Source organism: Streptomyces sp. SLBN-8D4, assembly GCF_049739545.1.
GTDB classification, from domain to species: Bacteria; Actinomycetota; Actinomycetes; order Streptomycetales; family Streptomycetaceae; genus Streptomyces; species Streptomyces canus_C.
Genome location: NZ_JBMGQC010000001.1, coordinates 1,930,007 through 1,948,727 on the forward strand (window position 1 = coordinate 1,930,007; position 18,721 = coordinate 1,948,727).

Genomic DNA, 18,721 nt, shown 5'->3' on the forward strand with positions numbered 1-18,721 from the left:
GTGTTCCCGGTTCCTGGCCTGCGCTATTCGTCGCCCGCGCCTTCGGGGTGAGTGATCGCTTGCCGGGCCCGGCCACAGCAAATCTCCTCGGCCGTTCAACCTTCTTGCCGCCCGAACCCTGTAGTGGGCAGTTCCGCGGCGCAGGGCCACGGTATGAAGCGGACGGAGTCGTACACCGATGAACGTGACCTGCTGACCGTTCTGGTCCCGATGACGATCACCTTGGCAGAACTGTTCCTGCGTTCCCGCAGCGGGAGTTCGAACCACTGGGACGTGCTGCACGAGCTGGCGCGGGGCAGGGTGGCCGCAGGGATGGAGCGGGAGCGTCGGGCCACGCTGCGGATGGTGCTCGACGCCCGTCGGGAAGCTTCCGTTCCCGGAGATGGAAGGGACCACGACGCAGCGCGCGCCGTGAACGGACTGTGGGCCGAATCCGACGCCACCCGGTACCGGCTGACACGCCTGCAGGCCCGACTCGCGGGAGAAGAACTGCCGACCCAAGGTTCATCGGAGGATCGGGTCCAGGTTGCTGCTCGTCGACGACGACCAGGTGGCAGCCACGCTGTCCGCAGTCCTCGCGCGGCACGGTTTCGACGTGTCGCGTGCGCGCAACGGCGAGGAGGCCCTCCAAGTGCTCGTCCCGCAGGGCGCCGACTGCGGCGTCGTCCTACTCAACCTGGGCACCCGGCCGGGCCTGCCCGGCGAGGACGGCTACGAGGTCTGCGGCAGGATCCGCAAGCGCACCAGCACCCAGATGATCATGGTCACCGCGCACCCCGACGTCCGCTCCCGCATCCACGGCCTCAACTCCGGCGCCTACGACTACGTGGTGAAGCCGTACGACACCGGAGAGTTGCTCGCCCGCATCCCCCTGAGACGGGCGAAACCGTGCTGCGCCTCGGCCCGGTGCACATCGAACTGCCCACCCGCCAGGTCAGCGTGGACGGCGCGGTCGTCCCACTGACCCCGCAAGGAGTTCGACCTCCTCGCCCCGCTCGCCCATCGCCCCGGCGTGGTCTTCCGCCGAGAGCAGATCATCAGCGAGGTGTAGCGCACCAGTTGAGAGGGGACCGGGCGCACTCTGGAGGTGCACGTCGCGTCCCTGCGCGCCAAGCTGCGCATGCCAGCACGATCGAGACCGTACGCGGCGTGGGCTACCGGCTGGTCGCCCCGGGCGCGTAGCCAACGATTCAGGCGGCGCTCACCACGCTGGGCGGTTCGCTGATGGCGATGCGGCCCGTCGGCCCAGGGACCAGATGTACGCAGAGGGAGCAGACCTCAAGGGACAAGATCGTGAGACAGAAGTGCGGTGTCCCCCAAATGAGACAGTCGGGAGTACCCAGGTCGCCGCAGCGGAACAGGTCATTCCGAATGCGGGCCTGCAAGCCGCCTGGCCCACTGGGCCCGCACATCGGGACGTTCGGCCCCCGCACAGCAGTGCCACCTCAAGTTAGGTTCGCCTAAGTAGTACCCGTGCGGCAGAGAAAGCGAGGCACGACCATGGCGTCGACCGACCAACAGGCCCCACAGCAGCACACTCCGCTTCCCGGCGACGGACTGGACGCCGCCCGTATGCCTGGCCACTGGCTGCTGGCCCGCCTGGGCAAGCGGGTGCTGCGCCCCGGCGGCGTGGAGCTGACCGAGTGGATGCTGGACGCCCTGGGCGTGGATCCTGAGGACCGGGTGGTGGAGCTGGCCGCCGGGCTCGGAGCCACCGCCCGGCTCACCCTCAGCCGCCGCCCGGCCTCCTACACCGCCGTCGACCGCGAGGCCGCCGCCGTGGCCGCCCTGAGCGTCCTGGCCGGCCCCGGCCCGACCGAGGTACGTGCCGTGCAATCGGATGCCGCGGACACCGGGTTGCCGGACGGCGACGCCACCGTCGTGTACGGGGAGGCGATGCTGACCATGCAGCCCTACCCCGCCAAACGGCGCATCGTGCGAGAAGCACGCAGGCTGCTCGCGACCTCCACCGGCCGGTACGCCATCCACGAACTGTGCCTGCTGCCCGACTGTCTCGACCCCGCGCTCGCCGACCGGATCACCGCAGACCTGCAGCACGCCATCCACGTGGGCGCCCGCCCCCTGACCCCCAGCGGCTGGAGCGAACTCCTCGCCCTCGAAGGCTTCACCGTCACCGCGCAGAAGACCGCACCGATGGCGCTGCTCGAGCCGCGCCAACTGATCGCCGACGAAGGACTGATCCCCGCCCTGCGCATCGCCGCCCGGGCCCTGCGCAACCCTGCAGCCCTGCGCCGCATGCTGCACCTGCGTCGCGTCTTCCGACGCCACAGTGCTCACCTCGGCGCGATCAGCCTGCTCGCCGTCCCCACCCCGACCCACGCCTGAGGAGGCACTCCATGCCCGCCACCGTGATCACCGACCTGGCCGTCGAACTGACCGTGCCCGAGGACGGCACCCTCAGCCGGGTCCTGTACCGCGACGACCGCCTGCGCGTGGTCGGCTTCGCCTTCGCCGCCGGCCAGGAACTGACCGAGCACACCTCGGCCCTGCCCGTGGTCATCCAGGTCGTCTCCGGCCGCCTCGACCTCGTCCTGGGCGACGAGAAGACCGAGGCGACACCCGGGAGCTGGATCCACCTGCCCGCACGGCTGCCGCACACCGTGCGCGCCGCCGAGCCCAGCGTCATGCTGCTGACCATGCTGCCCGCCCCGGAGCCCTCCGGATCCGGGGTGCCTTCCACGGCATGACCGACGACCCGGCCGGGTGCCCTGCCCGGATCAGCGCACGAGCGCCGCTGCCACCGCGGGCGGCAGCACGTCGCACAGGTCGGTGACCCGGACATGGGCGGCGTGGCGCGCCGTGAACTGCGCGACGGAGACGTCCAGGGAGCCGAAGGACTCCTCGAACGCGCGGCGCGCGTGCGGGGTGCGGTCCAGTGCCCAGGCCGCCGTCGCCCTGGAGGTGCGCAGGAAACGGCCGGGCTCGGGCCCGACGACGAACAGTTCGGCCCGGCGGCCCGTACGGTCGGCGGCCAGCATGACCAGGTCCTTGAACGTCTGCCGTTTGCGCGTGGCGTCCGCGCCGCGCCATCGCGCGAGTTTGAACTCCGCCACGCGACGGTCCGTCTCCAGGTCGAAGGGCCGCAGCGGGTCGTTGCCGGCGGCCAGCGAAGGGCGCACGGATATCTCCTCGCCGTCCTCCAGGATGTGCGGCAGCGCCAGTACGATCCCGGCTGCGTGAATGAGGTCGTTCAGCCGGCCGAGGCTCTCCCGAACGGTCAGGGCGGCCACCATCAGTTCGGCACTGATGCCCCGCTCTGCGGCCATGTCGCCGACCTCCCTCGCGGGCCTGCCTGCCAGGCCCCGCTCAAGTGAGGCGATGGCCGCGGTCAACGGCTCGGCACCCAGGAAGTCCGCCAACAGCACAACGGCTTCACCCAGTTGCGGACCGGCTGCGCCATCAGCCGTTGCGTCAGTCATGAACGGCATTGTGCCCGGGATCGCTTCCGCAGCCCGGGACCAGCCGGCTTTCGCAACAGGGCCGGTCGGCCCTGCCAAGACGACCCCGTTGGCCTCTGCCGCCATCAATCACCGATCCGTCACCGTAGGTGTGATGGTCAGGTACGTCGTGCCCGGAGGGATGCACGCATGCTGAAAACGGTTGGCAGGGTGTTGCTCTGGCGCTGGCGGCGCAACCCGCTCAAGCGGCGCTCCGACGTCGCAGAAGCCTGGATCACCGTCGCGGCGGCGATGCTGCTGCTCATGGCACCCGCGGTGGGCGTGGTGATGGCCGGCGTCGGCGAGCGATCCGCTCTCGGCCAGGCGCAGGGCCTGCACCACCGCTCCGCTCGCCTCGTCGAGGACGCCTCCGCGACGCCGGCACGGTTCTCCGGGATGGCAGACGACCATGTGCGGGCGACGGTGCGGTGGACGATGATCGACGGCTCTTCCCGGACGGGTGAGGCCCACGTGGCAGCGGGCGGCAAGGCGGGCTCGTCCACCATGGTGTGGCTCGACGACGCGGGCCGCCTCCAGCCCGCCCCGCCCACCCCGGGCCAGGCCGACACCCAGGGGGCTGCCCTCGGCGCGGCGTCCGGGGCAGGCGTGTGCGTGCTGGTGGTAGGCATCTGGTGGGCCGCCCGGGTACGGCTGGATGTGCGCCGCGGGACACAGTGGGAGCGGGCCTGGGCCGAGTTCAACGCCAACATGGGCCACCGGCACGCGTAAGGCCCCTCCGGCAAACGGGCCCGAACACGTATCCATCCGGTGTCGGGTGGGCCGAAGCCCAACGCGCCGGCCAGGCAGCGTTGCCCGCCTTCACCAGCGCGATACCAACCAGCCATCAGCGGGAGAGGATTCGGGGCACCGCGGGATGGTGACGAGACACAGCAGTCCGCCTGATTCTTGAACGTTTTCCCGCTCTACGACCTCCATTGGAATAGGATCTCCCTCAATTTGAGTTGTGCGCCACCGAGGGGGACTACGTGCCACGCAAGATAACGGAGGCTGCAGCGATCGAGGCCCTGATAAGCCGCGGAGCGCGCCCGATCGAGCCTTTTCCGGGGACACAAATTCCCTGGAAATGCCTTTGCCTGACATGCAATGAAGTGAGCGCGCCACGTTACAACGACGTCGTGAACAAGGGAACCGGGGTCTGCAACAAGACCTGCCGGTCCCGCACGATCGCAGCCAAGCTCACCCGCGACGGGGCGCATGCTGCTGCCGTGATGCTCACGTGGGGCTGGGACCCGCTTGAGGGCTATCCCGGGGCGGGCAAGCCGTGGCTTGCCCGATGCGTCCACTGCGGGGCTATCAAGCCGAAGAAGCTGTCACATGTCCAGAACGGGCGCGGTGGCTGCACCAGCTGCGCCGGGCGCGATGTCACGGATGAGTCCGCACGCAAGCTGATGGCGGAGGCTGATCTGGAGCCCCTCGTCGGATATCCGGGGTCCTTGCAACCTTGGTTGTGTCGCTGTATGCGCTGCAGTCACATCGGAACTCCCACATACGCGAAAGTCCGCGCCCGCGGTCACCAATGCTGGTCCTGCCGCTCGGAAAAGATCGCAGACGCGCTGCGACTCGACGCCACAGTGGCCATCGCCAGCATGCTGGAAAAGGGACTCGAACCACTCGTCCCCTACCCAGGCAGCACGGACCTGCCCTGGAAAGCGCGCTGCCTGACATGCGAGACGGTCCTGACTCCTGGACCGACGCTGCACAACATCCGAGGCACCCAGGGGGGTTGCCCGACCTGTGCCGCGCGCGGCATCAACCCCGCCCGGCCGGGCTACCTCTACCTCGTCGTCCACCGTGCCCTGAAGTGGGGCATCGCCAACGTCGAACAACGCATCACCCAGCACGTGTCCCAAGGCTGGCAGCTGGTCGCGCGCTGGAACTTCGAGCAGACCGGCGACGCGTGGGCCCTCGAGCGCCAGATCAAGACCTGGGTGCGCGGCCAGGGAATTCCGCGAGCGCTGACCACCGACCAAATGAAGTACGGCGGACACACAGAGACCGCCTTCCTCGCCGATATCGACGTTCACCAGGTGCGGCAGTACATCGAGTCCTTGACTGGCCGCCGCCCCGAATCGCCCCCGTTGCCTTAGCTCAGCGCGTCGGCCCGCCAGACTGATCGTGGATAAGTCCGACGCCGGCACGAGGTGATCAACCACCACGCGCATATCGCCCGTTGAGGCCGGCAGCGGAGTACCCCGCAGTTGGGCGGGGTACTCCACAGTGCCTACTGTCGGATCGGCGCAGCCGACACGGCGAGCAGGGCTGCAGCAGCCGTAATCCATTCAGGGCTCAGCCCGGCGCACGCCGTCACAATCACCGTAATGATCACGATGATGACGACCCTGTGCCACTCGCTCGCGCCGTGTGCCCAGCCCCCGTCGGGGGCATGCCCACACTGTACGGTCATCCGTATCACCTTCCAGGTTTGCCTGGGGTTGAGCCTTCAGCGCGTTGTTGGTTGGGAAGCCGATCGCGCTGAGGGCCTTCTTCTTTGCCCGTTTGTACCCACGGTGCGCTAGTGACCATAACTTTCCGTGCCTGCGCATCGGTCGGCGCACAGCCGCACAAGACGGCGCATGGCCAATATGGTCGGGGTACGACGAGCGAGTCCTGACTCCTTCCCCCGACGTCCCGTCCAGACACGCCGACTCGCCCTTCGTGTGCCGCGTGCGTTCACCGTGGCTCCGGATGGTTCCCGGGAGACGTGATTCCTCGCTCCGACTCCAATACGGGCTGACCGAATTCGCCGCTGGGCTGGACGTGGCCGGCGGAGGGGCGGGCGCTCATCCCGACCCGCGAGGCACTACTCGGCCCCGTCATTCGACAGAGAGGGCGACACAGTCACACAAATAAGCAGGAAATGCGTTAACACGCAGGCAGCTTCGCTCACCCCCTCGGATGACTCAGCCAACTGCCCCTGGTCGAGCGACGATCCGCACGGTGTTGCCGCCGTTCCTTGGACCAGGTTCAGAGACCGCCGACTGGCACGATCTGTGCAGGTCCCCACTGGCTAGAACTTTTCCCTGGCGTGCCTGGCTGGAGCCCGGGCGGATGGCTCTCGCGGAGCGTCGAGGTCGGGGCTCCGCACTGCCGCAAGCATCCAGACGTGTTCTATGTGCGCGTCACGGGGGTGCCCCCGAGGGGGACTTGACGGCAGGACGACGCAGCGGTCGCGGGGGCGTCGGACGGGCTGTACTGGCTCAGCGGGTGGATGCCGTCGGGCATCTTCACTCGGACGCTGCCGTACTGGCTGGCGCGGGCGGGCGGCACGGCTGCCTCATTGACGGGGCGCAACAGGGATGGAACCCACGTCTGGGGGCTCCTCACGTCGCTCCCCCACGGGCCGTTGCACGGATCGACCATCGGGCTTCGCGGCCCTCGGTTCACGTCCGGCCGGACGCTCTGCAAGTCGGAGCCGTCGGCCTTGTCACCGGCTGGCGCCCACCCGGAAGGGCTCTGCCGGCCCATCTTCATCAGAGTCTCAGTCTTGTTTCGTACGATTCTCCAGTGGCGGAGGGGCCGGATGCGCCACTGAACGTTTCTGCCCAGGAGTGTCCCGTCCGGCAGGCCGCTCTTCAGTCGCTCACACGATCTCGAGGACGTCCCTGACGGGGCGGCGGGGTGTGGCCGGGCCCCTTGGGCCGTAGCCGATTCGCAGCACCATCTGCACCTGGCCCGTGCCCGATCCCGGGTCGCGGGCCAGCAGGCGCAGCTCGCGGTTCTCCAGGGCGTGGGAGGTCAGGGAGGTGGCCAGATCGGCCAGGGTGGCCTCCAGCAGGACGCGTTCCAGTGCCTGCCCGGCGCGCAGCCAGTCGGCGGGTCCGTCGCCGAGGGTGCTCAGGAGGGCCAGGTGGGGGGTGTGCTCGAAGGTGGTGGTCCCGCGGTCGGCCACGGCACGGCGACCGGCGAAGTCCCGCACGGGGGCTTTGCCGTCCCGTTTGCGCGGTCCGAACGCGTACTCAGGCACGCCGTCGACGGCGGTGTCCGCCTCCGGACCGAGCCGGGTCCAGCGGACCAGGTCCTCGCTTGTGTCAGGGTCCATGACGTCGCGGCTCTCGGCGTCGCGGATGAGATCGAGCAGGGTCTCGGCATGCCAGGGGCCGGGGAAGAGCAGCGCGGCTTCCTCCCGCGCCGCCGCGTCCTGCAAGATGGCCCGCATGGCCTCGGGGATGTCCTGCTCGGCGAAGGGGTGGCGGCTGGTGTGCCGCTGCCGGATCGCGGGATACAGCCGCGCCAGGTCGTCGTCCCGCGAGCTGCCGGCTAGGTCGGCGAGATGAACGGCGGCGAGCAGCAGCGGGTCCTGCGGCTCGGGAAGCAGTCTTGCCTCCGAGGCGAGGTCCGCGTGCGCGGCGGCGACGCGCAGGTTGAACAGCGCCGCCCCGCAGCCGATGTGCAGCGCCCGGTTGCCGGGATCGGAGCGGGGCATGGCCCGCTCGGGATCGGCGCGCAGCAGCAGGAGACCCTCGTCTGCCACGAAGCGGAAACGCCACGGCTGCGCGTTGTGCATGGACGGGGCAGCGGTGGCCTCGGCCACCAGCATGGCCACCGTCTTCTCGTCGAGCTGTCGCACACCCATGCCGGCCTCCTCGCCTGCTCGCGCCGTGACGGGCCTCCCACCATCAGGTACCCCACTGAGTAGCGGGGTGCACTGCTTGACGCCGCACACCACAGGGGCGGTAGGTCTGCACCGGGCAGGCTGATCCCAGTGTCCTCCCGACGGGAGCCTGCGGTCCTGCGAAGTCCCGAGCGCGGCCTGTCACGGCGCCGTGTTCCACCCCATCCCTGCAGAACATGCCGTGCAAGGCCCCCATCGTCCCCAAGCCGGGTCCGATCGCCCCTTCTCCGCCCGGAAGACAAGATTGCGCTGCCGTCTCCCAAGGGCATGGCACATCAGCGCCTTCACCACGATCCTGCGCACCGCGCAGATGAGCGCGCCGGCGCCCGGAGGCCGGGGTGGGCGCCGGCGCGCAGCTCAGGGCGGGTTACCGGCGCACCGGGCACGAAACCTCCACGGCCCGAATCGCAGGGTCCGCATTCAGGTGCTCAGAATTTCAGGCGGCGGGCTCCGGACGAGGGTGTCGTCGCCGGTGCGGCCGGCGAAGTAGTTCATGACGTTGGCCGCGGTCGTCTCGGCGATCTGCCCGACGGCGTCCCGGGTGAAGTACGCCTGATGGGAAGTGACCAGGACGTTGTTGAAGGTCATCAGCCTCGCGAGGCGTTCGTCGGTCATCACCTCGAGCGACTTGTCAAGGAAGAACACACCGTCCTCCTCCTCGTACACGTCCAGGCCGACGCCGCTCAGCCGCCCCGCGCGCAAGGTTTCCAACAGGGCGTCGGTGTCCACCAGGCCGCCGCGGCTGGAGTTGACCAGGATCGCGTCGTCCTTCATCAGCGCGAACATGCGGGCGTCCACGAGGTGGTGGGTGTCTTCCAGCAGCGGCACATGCAGGCTGACCAGGTCCACCTCGGCGAACAGCCGCTCGGGTTCGACGTACTTCATGCCCAGGGCCAGGCAGTCGGGGTTCTCGGCCACGTCCCAGCCCAGCAGCCGCATCCCGAAGCCGTGGGCGATCCGCGCGAACGCGGCCCCGATCTTCCCGGTGCCCACCACCCCCGCGGTCCGGCCCCGCAGGTCCCGGCCCATCAGCCCGTCGAGCCGGAAGTCGAACTCCAGGGTCCGGTGCGCGGCCCGCACGATCCGGCGGTCCACGGCGAGCTCCAGCGCCCAGGCGAACTCGGCGACCGAGTCCGGCGAGTAGAACGACACCCGCGCCACGGTCAGCCCCAGCGCCTCGGCCGCTGTCAGGTCGATGTTGTTGTAGCCGGTGGACCGCTGGGCGATCATCCTCGTGCCGCCCCTGGCCAGTGCGTGCAGCACGTCCCCGTCCAGGGTGTCGTTGACACTGCTGAGCACCACCTCGTGACGGCCGCGGTCGGGGCGGTGGCCCGGTTGAGGAACAGCCGCAGACAGCGCAGTTCATGGCTCTCGCCGAGCTCGCGGGCGAATGCGTCGTGCAGCAGGGGCTCCTCGTCCGCGAGAACGCCGTACGCGATGATCTCCATGTGCTCTCCTCCCGTGGGCGGTCACCTCTCCACCGTAGGGGCGGAGTCGTGGGGCGGGTCCGAAGGGCGTCGACGGCATTGCGGACTGCGCCACACACCGGGGCCGCTCCTGCGGGCGGGGTTTGCGGCCGCTGGGGGCGTCACCAAGCAATCCTGCCCGCCGGCCCGGCGGGTGGACGGCGGGCACCCGGTACGGGGGGAAGCGGCGCGGGCATCGACAGCTCACTGTCCCCCCAGCAGAAGCCTGTCGAGAAGGGCGAAAGAGGGTTCAGCGGGTGCGTGGTGCTGACCTACGCTGAGGACGCACCGACTTCCTGACGCCCGTTGGCCGAGATCGAGCGTCCTGCACGGGCCTTCCGGTGGCCCTACGGACGCTGCCGCCCGCCAGAGGGGGTTCAGCCGAGGTAGGCGCGATGCCCATGATCATGGGGGGGCAACGACGGCAGGCGATCGCTGGCGTCGGACACCGGCCGGAGTGCCGGGTGCGTCTTCGAACGGCTGGCATTCAACGACGCAGTCGTCCCGATCAGCGCCGAGCCGTGGCCCGGCCCACGCCCGGCCAAACCACCGCCGGCGACTCCAAGTCCTGGCGGACGGAAGACTCCGGGCCTTGCTGGAGAGCCGGGGCAGCCCAGCGTCGATTGTGCGTGTGGGGAGGTGACACGAGGTATGGATATGCCGGGGTCCCGGTTCCGCGGCGGCGTTGAGCCGGGGACCGCACCGGTCACGTCAACCACGAGACTCGGGAGGAACTGAAGGAGGCTGACCACGCGGCCGCCGGACGCCCCCTGGGATCGCCCCGGACACGCATGCGGAACCAGCCGTTGGCCTGGGGCATACCGCCATTCTGTGCGTCGGAGAGGAAGCCGCTCATCGCGTCGGTGCGGGGGTTCAGAGGTTTTTGGGGTTGATCGGCGTCCCGTCGATGCCCGCTTTGCTCTGCGCGATGATCTCCTGGACGTGTTCCTCGATTTCCTGCGGGTCCAGGCCGAGCACCTTGCCGATATGGACCGACCACACCTCGGAGCGCAGGTTGGTCTCGAAGTCCAGATCGGCCCGTACGTTCTCCCGCGCCGCCTGACGGTTCTGGCTGACCATGACGAACGTGGACAGGAAGATCGCCTCCAGGCTGACGATCATGGTGAGCAGCCCGAAGGGATACGGATCGAAAATCCCTGTCTTCCCCAGGAAGCCCTCGTTCAGCGCGATCCATATCGTGAACCAGAGGGCGTGGAGGTAGACGAAACGCATCGTCCCCGCGAACGAGGTGATCGCGTCGGCGACCTGGTCCTGCGAGCTACGCATCCGGGCGAACTGGATCCGCTCGTGGGGAAGGCGGACGACGGGCTGCCGGGGGGCGCTCCGTCCCGGACGCGAAGGGCTGCGGTGGTCGTCGAACTCCGACTTCATGCCGTCCATCCTGCTCGGCCGGGACCCGCCGCTCGCGGTCACCCTGTCGCCGGCTGCGGACAGGCGATCCCGGGCCGGGCAGCGCAGGGCGGATCCCGGTGATGTCCTTGTTGTCGATCTGCGGCAGCCCGTACAGGTCGTACGGGTGTCCGTGCGTGACGACTCGGCGGTAAGGCCACCGGAATCCGAACCGGCCTGGCGGACCCTCCGTCGCGTGTCGGTCTTGGCCTGTCAGCGTTGCGGGAGCCTGGCGTCGACGTATTCGGTGAGGTCGAGCAGCCGGTTGGTGTAGCCCCACTCGTTGTCGTACCAGCCGAAGATCTTGACCAGCTCTCCGTGCGCCTGGGTCAGCGGGGCGTCCAGGACGCAGGAGGCGGTATCGCCCACGACGTCGCGGGAGACGATCGGGGCGTCGGAGACCCGCAGGATGCCCTTGAGGGGCCCGTCGGCGGCCTCCCGGAAGGCGTCGTTGACCTCGTCCGCGGTCACGGGACGCTCCAGGACGACACTCAGGTCGGTCAGTGAACCGTCCTCGACGGGCACGCGGACGGCGATGCCGTCCAGGGTTCCGGCGAGCTCCGGCAGAACGAGCCCGACGGCCCGGGCCGCGCCCGTGCTGGTGGGGATGATGTTGACGGCGGCGCTGCGGCCCCGCCGGAGGTCCTTGTGCGGGCCGTCCAGGACGACCTGGTCGTTGGTGTAGCCGTGGATGGTGGTCATCAGCCCCTTGACCAGGCCGAAGTGCTCGTCCAGCACCTTCACCAGGGGCGCCACGCAGTTGGTGGTGCAGGAGGCGTTGGAGACGACGTGGTCGTGCTCCGGGTCGTAGGTGCCTTCGTTGACGCCCATCACGATGGTGGCGTCGACGCCCTTGCCCGGCACGGACAGCAGCACCTTGCGCGCGCCGCCCTTCAGGTGCAGCCCGGCGTCCTCGCGGGTGCGGAAGCGGCCGGTGGACTCGATGACCACGTCGACGCCGAGGTCGCTCCAGGCCAGGGCGGCCGGATCACGCTGGGCGGTCACGGCGATGCGGTGTCCGTCGACGGTGATCGAGGTGTCGTCGTGCTCGACGGTGCGGTGCAGCCGACCGTACGTGGAGTCGAACGCCAGCAGATGGGCCAGCGCGGCAGGTGAGGTGATGTCGTTGATCGCGACGACCTCGACGGCCGCGGTCTCCGCGCGCTCCAGCACGCAGCGCAGGTAGTTGCGTCCGATACGGCCGAAGCCGTTGATGCCCACGCGCACGCTCATGTCCGTCGTCCTCCCGGTCGGCGCCCGGTGGTCTCCGGGCTGCGCTGCCAGCCTGCTCGCCCGGGAGGGGATCGGGCTTGGGTCATAAGGGGGTGAGCCGGGGGACGTTCGGCCCCACCCAGCCTTACGGCCTCGTGTACGAATGAGGATGGGGGCGTGTTGGCCTGGCGGGTTGTCTGATGGGTGCTCACCTCTCGGCGGCGCGGTTGGAGACAGGGCGGCGACTGCCGCGTAGGTCTCGTCGCAGTACTCGTCGCGTCCGAGGTAGCGCTGGAGGGTTCGCCGCTGCTTGTGTTCAGCGTTGGCGTGCTCGACGCAGAGGCGCTCCGAGGATTGCCGATGGCGGGCTGCGTCCCAGGCGGCCGTGTCTTCGGGCGGGGCACCCTTCTTCGGTTTGAGTGGCGGGGCTTGAACCTGGTGGGGAACTGCTTGGCAAGTCCCCGGTAGCCCGCGTCGGCCTTGGCCCTGACCTGTGGGTACTGCTCGAACAGCTCGCAGATTCCCTCGGTCTTCACGGCTGTCTGGTCGTGCATTCGGCCGGGCCCCGGCCCACAGGGTGCGGCCCTGCCCGTCAGTGACGACGGTGGCCTTCTTGGTGTTCTGCCGCATCTTGCCCGAGACGTTAGGCGCGACGGCCCGGCGTGTTCGCCCGGGGGCGTCGAACCCGGACCTCCGCCCCGTCCAGCCGCAGCTTGACATCCTCAGCCGCCGCATAGGCGAAGACGTCCGCGAGAGTGCGAAGCCGTCGGTCGCCATGTCCGGGAACGGCGAAGCCACAAGCTGCCAGAAGGGGACGGACTTCGTGGACGGCCCGGGTGATCGTCGGAACGGTCCACCCCGTAGAGCAGGGCCAGAGCCGCGTGCGGGAGCTGGAACCGCGGGACGACCAGCGTGGCGATGACCCGGTCGGTGAACACCAGCTGGTGATTCGGTCCCGCGCCGGCCGCCCGCAACCGGCTGCGGCCTCGGCGTTCGTGCAGTCGGCCCTCCTCGTCGGCCGTCCATGCCTCGGCCAACTCTGCGATCAGCGAGCCGAGTCGACGGCGCTTCAGTCCCGTGAAGACACGATGGGACAAGGCCGTGCGGTCACCGGTTCAACCCAAGCTCGGGAGCCCGGAGAGCAGGGCCGCGGCAGCTCTGTCGAAGGGGGCGATGCTGCCCTCAGCGCGGCACAGGATGTGGGCGCCTTCGAGTGTGACGATCATGAGGGTGGCCAGATCAGCGGCCTGGGACGCGCTCATTCCGGCGTGGGTGAGCTTTCCGGCGAGCTCGCAGCCCCATCCGGTGAATGCTTCGGCCGCGACAGTGCGCAGGCTGCCCTGGTCGGCAATGGCCGCACCGCCGTCGACGGTGACCGCCGCGATTGCGCAGCCGCCGCCCCCTGCGGATGCCTGCACCACGGGACGGACGCTGCCAAGGAACGCCTCCACGACTTCGCGTGGCGTGCGGGCCGGCAGTTCCTGCAGGTGGCTGCGGACGTCTTCTGCGTTGCGGCGGGCGGCTTCGAGTGCGAGTTGCTGTTTGCCGCCCGGGAAATGGTGATAGATCGCTCCGCGCGCGGCACCACTCTCGGCCAGGACGTCGGTGAAGGACATCGCGGCCAGGCCGTGGCGCTGCAGCAGTCCGATTGCTGCGCTGATCATGCGGGACTTCGTGTCCGTGGCCATCGCGACCTCCTTGACTAGTACGGCCATCCTAGTCCATGCTCACCCCACTAGGACGCACGTACTAGTGGGGTGAGCATGGACAGCCCCAGAAACCGGAGGTTCGTGATGGGCAAGACGTTTCTCTACACCGAGATCCAGGCAGCAGTACCGTTCGACCAGTTCGACTGGCACGAGATCAATGCGGCGCTGAAGACCGCACCGGGCCTGATCCGCAAGACGTGGCTGTCCGGCATCGGAACGCACACCGTCGGCGGCTTCTACGAGTTCGACAGCGCCCAGAACGCCCTGGCCTTCGCTCAGGGCCCCTTCGCCGAAGAAGCCCGCCGGGCCGGAGCCCCGGCAACGACCCGACTGTTCGACGGCGACATCGTCAAGGACGCCAGTACCGACCTGAACTCGCCCTACTACACCTGACACCGCAGGCCGCCGAGTCGGCTCTGAACACCGCCTCGCTCCACCGCCGGGGCGAGGCGGCCTCAACGGAAAGTCATCTCGATGAACATCACGCGGCACCCCGAGAACACCGTGAGCTGGATCGACCTCGGCACCCCCGACATGGGGACGACGACGGCGTTCTACACCGCGCTGTTCGGCTGGACCGTCGCCCGACCGGACTCCAACGGCTACCGGCTCTGTACGCTGCGCGGACATCTCGTCGCCGCTCTGGGGCCGGCCGAGGACGCAGGCGCACCCTACTGGACGACCAACGTCACCGTGTCGGACGTCCAAGCCACCGCCACCCGCTTCTCGAACCTGGGCGCCCGGATCATCGTGGCACCGACCCAAGTCGGGACGCTCGGCCACGCCGCCGTCACGATCGACCCCGTCGGCGCACCACTGTCACTCTGGCAGCCCGGAACCCATGACGGCATGCAGCTCAACCACGAACCGGGGACCTTCGCCCGCATCAGCCTTCTCACTGACCACTCCACGGAGGCCGCCGCCTTCTACCGGCCAGCACTGCACTGGAACTCCAACCCCCAGCGCACCGAGTTCCGGTTGCCGGACAACTCCATCGCCGCCACCGGCAAGCCGCCAGGGAAACCAACGGTGCAGCGATCACTCTGGCTGGTCAGTTTCGCCAGCAACAGACCCGCCGCCGACGCCCAGCGGGCCCGACGGCTCGGTGCGACCGAAGTTCGCGAGGACTCCAACGGAGACGTGGTTATGCGCGATCCCACCGGTGCTCTGTTCGGCCTTGCCCAGCGCGTCCGATAGTCCCGCTTGCCCGAACGCGTTGCCGCAGGCAATCGCGCGCCAAGTTGTTAACGGCCTTCCTGCTTGAGGCGGTCCTGGGCCTGGGTGGCGATCACGGCGGCCTGGATGCGCCGCTCCACACCGAGCTTGGCCAGCAGCCGGGAGATGTGGTTCTTGACCGTCTTCTCAGCCAGGTACAACCGCTGGCCGATCTGGCGGTTGGTCAAGCCCTCGCCGATCAATGCCAGGATCTCCCGCTCCCGATCGGTGAGCCCGGGGAGGGCGTCCGTCTTCTCCTCGGGTTGCTGGTCCTGGCGCAGCCGGGCCATCAGCCGGGTGGTAGCACTCGGGTCGAGCAAGGACTGGCCCGCGGCCACCGTGCGTACGGCCGAGACCAGGTCGGAGCCCTTGATCTGCTTCAGCACGTAGCCGGAGGCGCCCGCCATGATCGAGTCGAGCAGGGCCTCCTCGTCGTCGAACGAGGTCAGCATCAGGCAGGCCAGCTCCGGCATGCGCGAGCGGAGCTCGCGGCACACGCTCACTCCGTCGCCGTCCGGCAGGCGGACGTCGAGCACCGCCACCTGCGGGCGCAGCGCCGGAACCCGGACGAGGGCCTGCTCGACCGTGCCGGCCTCCCCGACCACGGTGATGTCCGGCTCGTCATTCAGCAGGTCATGCACCCCGCGTCGTACCACCTCATGGTCGTCCAGCAGGAAGACCCGGATCGGGTTGTCGGGTCCGGGTCGTTCGCTGTCCGCCATCGGATGCTCCTCGTCCTGCGCCGTCTGGTGCCTGTCCCGGACTTCGCCCACCGGGCGCGACCGTTCCTTGCCTACCCGAGATCTTGCGTGATTCAGGGCCGAAGGGCCAGGGCCGGTCGGGCCTACAGCCCAGTCGTCCCGACGTCCCACGCGGACGGTTCCAGGCACCCATCGCCACGGGGACCGGTCTGCCGACGCTGATCGGCCTCGGTCGGTGCGGCAGCCGGGGCGTGATCCCGCTGCGCGCCCTGCCGACCGTGCCGGCTGGCGTGTCCGGCGGCCCTACCGAGGACATTCGACCCCCTGGTCTCAGGACGGTCGGCCCTCCGCCGGTGGGCTGTCGTGCGGGACCCTGAAGAGGCATCAGGGGCCAGCTCAACGGGACGGTCCGAAAGGGCAGCAACGGCCGCTCGGCCGACAGAGCCCGTGCGCTCCGGCCCCGATGCCATCGCAGACGCCGCGCCCCACAAGGCCTCACGCCGACGGGCGTCCCAGGACAGCAGCATCCATTCGCCCTCCTCTCGCGGACGGCGGACGCGGAAGGGAGTTGGAAATGAGCCGCACTGTCGGTGAGCTGATGAGCAGCGAGGTCGTCGAAGCACGTCGGGAGACGTCCTTCAAGGACGTGGCACGGCTACTGGACCGGCACGGCATCAGCGGCCTGCCCGTGGTGGACCACGATGACAAGGTCCTGGGCGTGATCTCCGAGACTGACCTGATACGCCGCCAGGCAGCCCAGTCCGCACACCACCGCGGGCGATGGTTCCGCAAGCCCGTGCTGCGCCGCTCCAGCCGTCACTCGGCCACCGCGGCCCAGGCCACGACCGCCGGCGACCTGATGTCGACGCCCGCCATCACGGTGCACCCCGAGCAGCGCGTCTCGGACGCCGCCCGCGTGATGGAACGCCACCATGTCGACCGCCTTCCTGTGGTGGACGAGGAAGACCGGCTGATCGGCATCGCCACCCGGCGAGACCTACTGCGGGTCTTCCTGCGGACGGACGAGGAAATCCGCCGGAACGTAATCGACGATGTCGTAACTCGTGCCATGTGCCTACCGCCCCACGCCGTGAGCGTCATGGTCCGCGACGGCATGGTCACTCTGGAAGGGCAGCTTGAGCTCCGCGCCGATATCCCGCTCGCCCTCCAGCTGACGTGGCGAGTGGACGGAGTGGTCGGCGTCGTGAACAGTCTGACGTTCCGTATCGACGACACTCATCCGCCCGAGCAGCACGCCTTGGGCAGGACGAGCCACCCTCGACTGCTTGAGCACTGACCCCCGGCAGCCGAAGCGGGCCGTTGGTCACAGCAGCCGGCGCCAACGATCACACCGACGACCTGGCGCTGCACGCGATCCGGCTGATCCTCGACATCATCGAAGCGGCGGTGAACCGGCGCGCCGGCCGGCAGGAGCACCGGATCGTCTGGTTCGGATGACCACGGTGCCCGACGTGCCGCTGCCGGCTGGTGCAGTGGATCCTTCTCATCCCGCACTACGTAATGCTGCTTTTCCTGTGGATCGCCTTCACCTCGTGGTGAGCGGGATCGCGTTCTTCGCCATCCTGTTCACCGAGCGCTGTCCGCGCGTCCTGTTCGACTTCGTGTACTGAGCGACACGCAGGTGCGGACGGGCCCCGGGATCGTCTCCCCGGGGCCCGTCCGCACCTGCGGGGCGCTCAGTCGTGCGGGACCACCGCGACCGGCGCGGAGGCGTGCTGGAGCGCAGCGTGTGTTACCGGGCCGATATGGCCGCCGACCGGCGAGCGGCGGTTCTTGCGGCCGACGACGACCAGGGCCGCGTCCCGGGAGGCGTGCACGAGGTGGCGGCCCGCGCCGCCGACGACGGCCTGCTCACGCAGCTCGACGCCCGGGTACTTGTCCTTCCACGGCCGCAGCACATCAGTGAGCCGGTGCCGCACCTGCTCGGCCAGCTCGTCGTTGAGCCCGGCGTCCATGGCGGCGCCGTAGCCGTAGGCGGCCGGCAGCGACCAGCCGTGGACCACTCGCAGGTCGGCCGCCCGACGCTGGGCCGCCTCGAACGCGAACCCGATGACGGCGTCTTCCGGGTTCTCCAGGTCGAGCCCCAGTACCACGTCGCGGTACGGGGTCGCGGTGGACGCGGTCTCTGTGGCCTGCGGTCGATGGTCGTCCGCGGCGCTCTCGTCGGCTCGTACGAGGACGACGGGCCGCGGGGATCGTGCCACGACGGCGAGGGCGACGGAGCCGACCAGGAACCCGGCGAGTGGGCCGAGGCCCCGAGAGCCGAGGACCAGCAGGTCGGTGTTCTCGGCGGCGGCCAGCAGGGCGGGGACGGCCTGCTCCTCGGTCTGCTGTGTGGTGATCCGCAGACTCGGGTGGCGCTGGGCGAGCCGGGATTCCGTCTCGCGCAGCATGTAGGCGGCCCACTCGCGCTGTGCATCGAGCGCGCCTGGCGCCGGGATGCCGGCGAGCGGCGCGTACAGGTAGCGCATTTGCTCCCCGCCATGCAGGAGACGCAGGGGCACCTCGCGTTCCTGTGCTTCGCGGGCGGCCCAGTCGGCCGCGGCGAGGCTCTCGGGTGAGCCGTCGAGACCGACGGTGATGGTGGACATGTGCGGACCTCCTTCAGGGGTGCCGTGTCAGTCTCCAGGCCAAGATCGTGGGAGGGCAGGGGCCTGAGGTCCCTGCCGGGGGCCGAACGGCCCACGCGGCGGCAGCCCGTGGTGCGGTGTCAGCCAGGCTGGAGGAATGGCCATGCCGCGGACGGCGCGTGAATCCAACTCTCGGGGCGCGGGCGGGCGTCATGTCTTCGGCAGCGGGCCGGTCGGTGCGTGCGTGTGGGCGCAGTCCAGGAGCGGAGCGTGGGCCACGGACTCGTTCGCCGACCAGCCGATGGCGGCGGCGCGGTATGCCGAGG

15 protein-coding genes and 4 pseudogenes are annotated in these 18,721 nt (G+C 69.4%); 10 read left to right on the forward strand and 9 right to left on the reverse strand.

What is annotated here, in order from left to right:
- The first annotated feature begins 514 nt into the window (after window positions 1-514).
- From RKD20_RS08880 to RKD20_RS08890, 3 genes and pseudogenes are all read left to right on the forward strand, one after another.
- Window positions 515-1,182, forward strand: a pseudogene (locus RKD20_RS08880) (response regulator transcription factor).
- 318 nt (window positions 1,183-1,500) lie between these two features.
- Window positions 1,501-2,346: a class I SAM-dependent methyltransferase gene (locus RKD20_RS08885; protein ID WP_424877231.1), complete on the forward strand. Its 846-nt coding sequence runs from the start codon at window positions 1,501-1,503 to the stop codon at window positions 2,344-2,346.
- 11 nt (window positions 2,347-2,357) lie between these two features.
- Window positions 2,358-2,708, forward strand: coding sequence for a cupin domain-containing protein (locus RKD20_RS08890; protein ID WP_424877232.1), 351 nt, complete (start codon window positions 2,358-2,360; stop codon window positions 2,706-2,708).
- Window positions 2,709-2,738: 30 nt separating this feature from the next.
- On the opposite strand, the gene RKD20_RS08895 is transcribed toward RKD20_RS08890, so the two are convergent.
- Entirely contained in the window at window positions 2,739-3,440 is a 702-nt protein-coding gene (locus RKD20_RS08895) for a PE-PGRS family protein (RefSeq protein ID WP_424877233.1), read from the reverse strand.
- 168 nt (window positions 3,441-3,608) lie between these two features.
- Here RKD20_RS08895 and RKD20_RS08900 point away from each other — a divergent pair, with 168 nt between their 5' ends.
- On the forward strand, window positions 3,609-4,187 hold the full coding sequence (locus RKD20_RS08900) for an Rv1733c family protein (RefSeq protein WP_424877234.1): 579 nt from the start codon (window positions 3,609-3,611) through the stop codon (window positions 4,185-4,187).
- A gap of 407 nt (window positions 4,188-4,594) precedes the next feature.
- Window positions 4,595-5,566 (forward strand): hypothetical protein, encoded by a 972-nt coding sequence (locus RKD20_RS08905; RefSeq protein ID WP_424877235.1) that lies wholly within the window; start codon window positions 4,595-4,597, stop codon window positions 5,564-5,566.
- A gap of 1,493 nt (window positions 5,567-7,059) precedes the next feature.
- Here the strand turns inward: RKD20_RS08905 and RKD20_RS08910 are convergent.
- The 6 genes and pseudogenes from RKD20_RS08910 to RKD20_RS08935 form a co-directional block, all read right to left on the reverse strand.
- The gene (locus RKD20_RS08910; RefSeq protein ID WP_424877236.1) at window positions 7,060-8,052 is read right to left on the reverse strand and encodes an Acg family FMN-binding oxidoreductase; all 993 of its coding nucleotides are present in this window, start codon (window positions 8,050-8,052) and stop codon (window positions 7,060-7,062) included.
- A gap of 459 nt (window positions 8,053-8,511) precedes the next feature.
- Window positions 8,512-9,539, reverse strand: a pseudogene (locus tag RKD20_RS08915) (2-hydroxyacid dehydrogenase).
- An 891-nt stretch (window positions 9,540-10,430) separates the two neighbouring features.
- The gene (locus tag RKD20_RS08920; RefSeq protein WP_424877237.1) at window positions 10,431-10,949 is read right to left on the reverse strand and encodes a DUF1003 domain-containing protein; all 519 of its coding nucleotides are present in this window, start codon (window positions 10,947-10,949) and stop codon (window positions 10,431-10,433) included.
- 231 nt (window positions 10,950-11,180) lie between these two features.
- Window positions 11,181-12,200, reverse strand: a complete 1,020-nt coding sequence (gene gap / locus RKD20_RS08925) for a type I glyceraldehyde-3-phosphate dehydrogenase (protein ID WP_424883184.1) — start codon at window positions 12,198-12,200, stop codon at window positions 11,181-11,183.
- Between the two features lie 213 nt (window positions 12,201-12,413).
- Window positions 12,414-13,276, reverse strand: a pseudogene (locus tag RKD20_RS08930) (transposase family protein); the annotation flags it as partial.
- Between the two features lie 18 nt (window positions 13,277-13,294).
- Window positions 13,295-13,867, reverse strand: coding sequence for a TetR/AcrR family transcriptional regulator (locus tag RKD20_RS08935; RefSeq protein ID WP_424877238.1), 573 nt, complete (start codon window positions 13,865-13,867; stop codon window positions 13,295-13,297).
- Window positions 13,868-13,942: 75 nt separating this feature from the next.
- Between RKD20_RS08935 and RKD20_RS08940 the strand changes: the two genes are divergently transcribed.
- Entirely contained in the window at window positions 13,943-14,281 is a 339-nt protein-coding gene (locus RKD20_RS08940; protein ID WP_424877239.1) for a hypothetical protein, read from the forward strand.
- Between the two features lie 81 nt (window positions 14,282-14,362).
- Window positions 14,363-15,085 carry a VOC family protein gene (locus RKD20_RS08945; protein WP_424877240.1) on the forward strand — a complete coding sequence of 241 codons (723 nt, stop codon included), beginning with the start codon at window positions 14,363-14,365 and terminating at the stop codon, window positions 15,083-15,085.
- Between the two features lie 47 nt (window positions 15,086-15,132).
- Here the strand turns inward: RKD20_RS08945 and RKD20_RS08950 are convergent, their stop codons facing one another.
- Window positions 15,133-15,825 (reverse strand): response regulator, encoded by a 693-nt coding sequence (locus RKD20_RS08950; RefSeq protein WP_424877241.1) that lies wholly within the window; start codon window positions 15,823-15,825, stop codon window positions 15,133-15,135.
- A gap of 553 nt (window positions 15,826-16,378) precedes the next feature.
- Here RKD20_RS08950 and RKD20_RS08955 point away from each other — a divergent pair.
- The 3 genes and pseudogenes from RKD20_RS08955 to RKD20_RS08965 form a co-directional block, all read left to right on the forward strand.
- Window positions 16,379-17,101, forward strand: coding sequence for a CBS domain-containing protein (locus RKD20_RS08955; RefSeq protein WP_424877242.1), 723 nt, complete (start codon window positions 16,379-16,381; stop codon window positions 17,099-17,101).
- A 23-nt stretch (window positions 17,102-17,124) separates the two neighbouring features.
- The gene (locus tag RKD20_RS08960) at window positions 17,125-17,262 is read left to right on the forward strand and encodes a hypothetical protein (protein WP_424877243.1); all 138 of its coding nucleotides are present in this window, start codon (window positions 17,125-17,127) and stop codon (window positions 17,260-17,262) included.
- 27 nt (window positions 17,263-17,289) lie between these two features.
- Window positions 17,290-17,426, forward strand: a pseudogene (locus RKD20_RS08965) (DUF4389 domain-containing protein); the annotation flags it as partial.
- A 75-nt stretch (window positions 17,427-17,501) separates the two neighbouring features.
- On the opposite strand, the gene RKD20_RS08970 reads toward RKD20_RS08965, so the two are convergent.
- Window positions 17,502-18,416 carry a universal stress protein gene (locus RKD20_RS08970; protein ID WP_424877244.1) on the reverse strand — a complete coding sequence of 305 codons (915 nt, stop codon included), beginning with the start codon at window positions 18,414-18,416 and terminating at the stop codon, window positions 17,502-17,504.
- Window positions 18,417-18,721 lie beyond the last annotated feature (305 nt).

Coding starts and splice junctions, on each gene's coding strand:
- RKD20_RS08935 (WP_424877238.1), bottom strand. CDS start 13,867: ATGGCCACGGACACGAAGTCCCGCATGATCAGCGCAGCAATCGGACTG.
- RKD20_RS08890 (WP_424877232.1), top strand. CDS start 2,358: ATGCCCGCCACCGTGATCACCGACCTGGCCGTCGAACTGACCGTGCCC.
- RKD20_RS08955 (WP_424877242.1), top strand. CDS start 16,379: ATGAGCCGCACTGTCGGTGAGCTGATGAGCAGCGAGGTCGTCGAAGCA.
- RKD20_RS08900 (WP_424877234.1), top strand. CDS start 3,609: ATGCTGAAAACGGTTGGCAGGGTGTTGCTCTGGCGCTGGCGGCGCAAC.
- RKD20_RS08970 (WP_424877244.1), bottom strand. CDS start 18,416: ATGTCCACCATCACCGTCGGTCTCGACGGCTCACCCGAGAGCCTCGCC.
- RKD20_RS08885 (WP_424877231.1), top strand. CDS start 1,501: ATGGCGTCGACCGACCAACAGGCCCCACAGCAGCACACTCCGCTTCCC.
- RKD20_RS08940 (WP_424877239.1), top strand. CDS start 13,943: ATGGACAGCCCCAGAAACCGGAGGTTCGTGATGGGCAAGACGTTTCTC.
- RKD20_RS08910 (WP_424877236.1), bottom strand. CDS start 8,052: ATGGGTGTGCGACAGCTCGACGAGAAGACGGTGGCCATGCTGGTGGCC.
- RKD20_RS08950 (WP_424877241.1), bottom strand. CDS start 15,825: ATGGCGGACAGCGAACGACCCGGACCCGACAACCCGATCCGGGTCTTC.
- gap (WP_424883184.1), bottom strand. CDS start 12,200: ATGAGCGTGCGCGTGGGCATCAACGGCTTCGGCCGTATCGGACGCAAC.
- RKD20_RS08945 (WP_424877240.1), top strand. CDS start 14,363: ATGAACATCACGCGGCACCCCGAGAACACCGTGAGCTGGATCGACCTC.
- RKD20_RS08895 (WP_424877233.1), bottom strand. CDS start 3,440: ATGACTGACGCAACGGCTGATGGCGCAGCCGGTCCGCAACTGGGTGAA.
- RKD20_RS08920 (WP_424877237.1), bottom strand. CDS start 10,949: ATGAAGTCGGAGTTCGACGACCACCGCAGCCCTTCGCGTCCGGGACGG.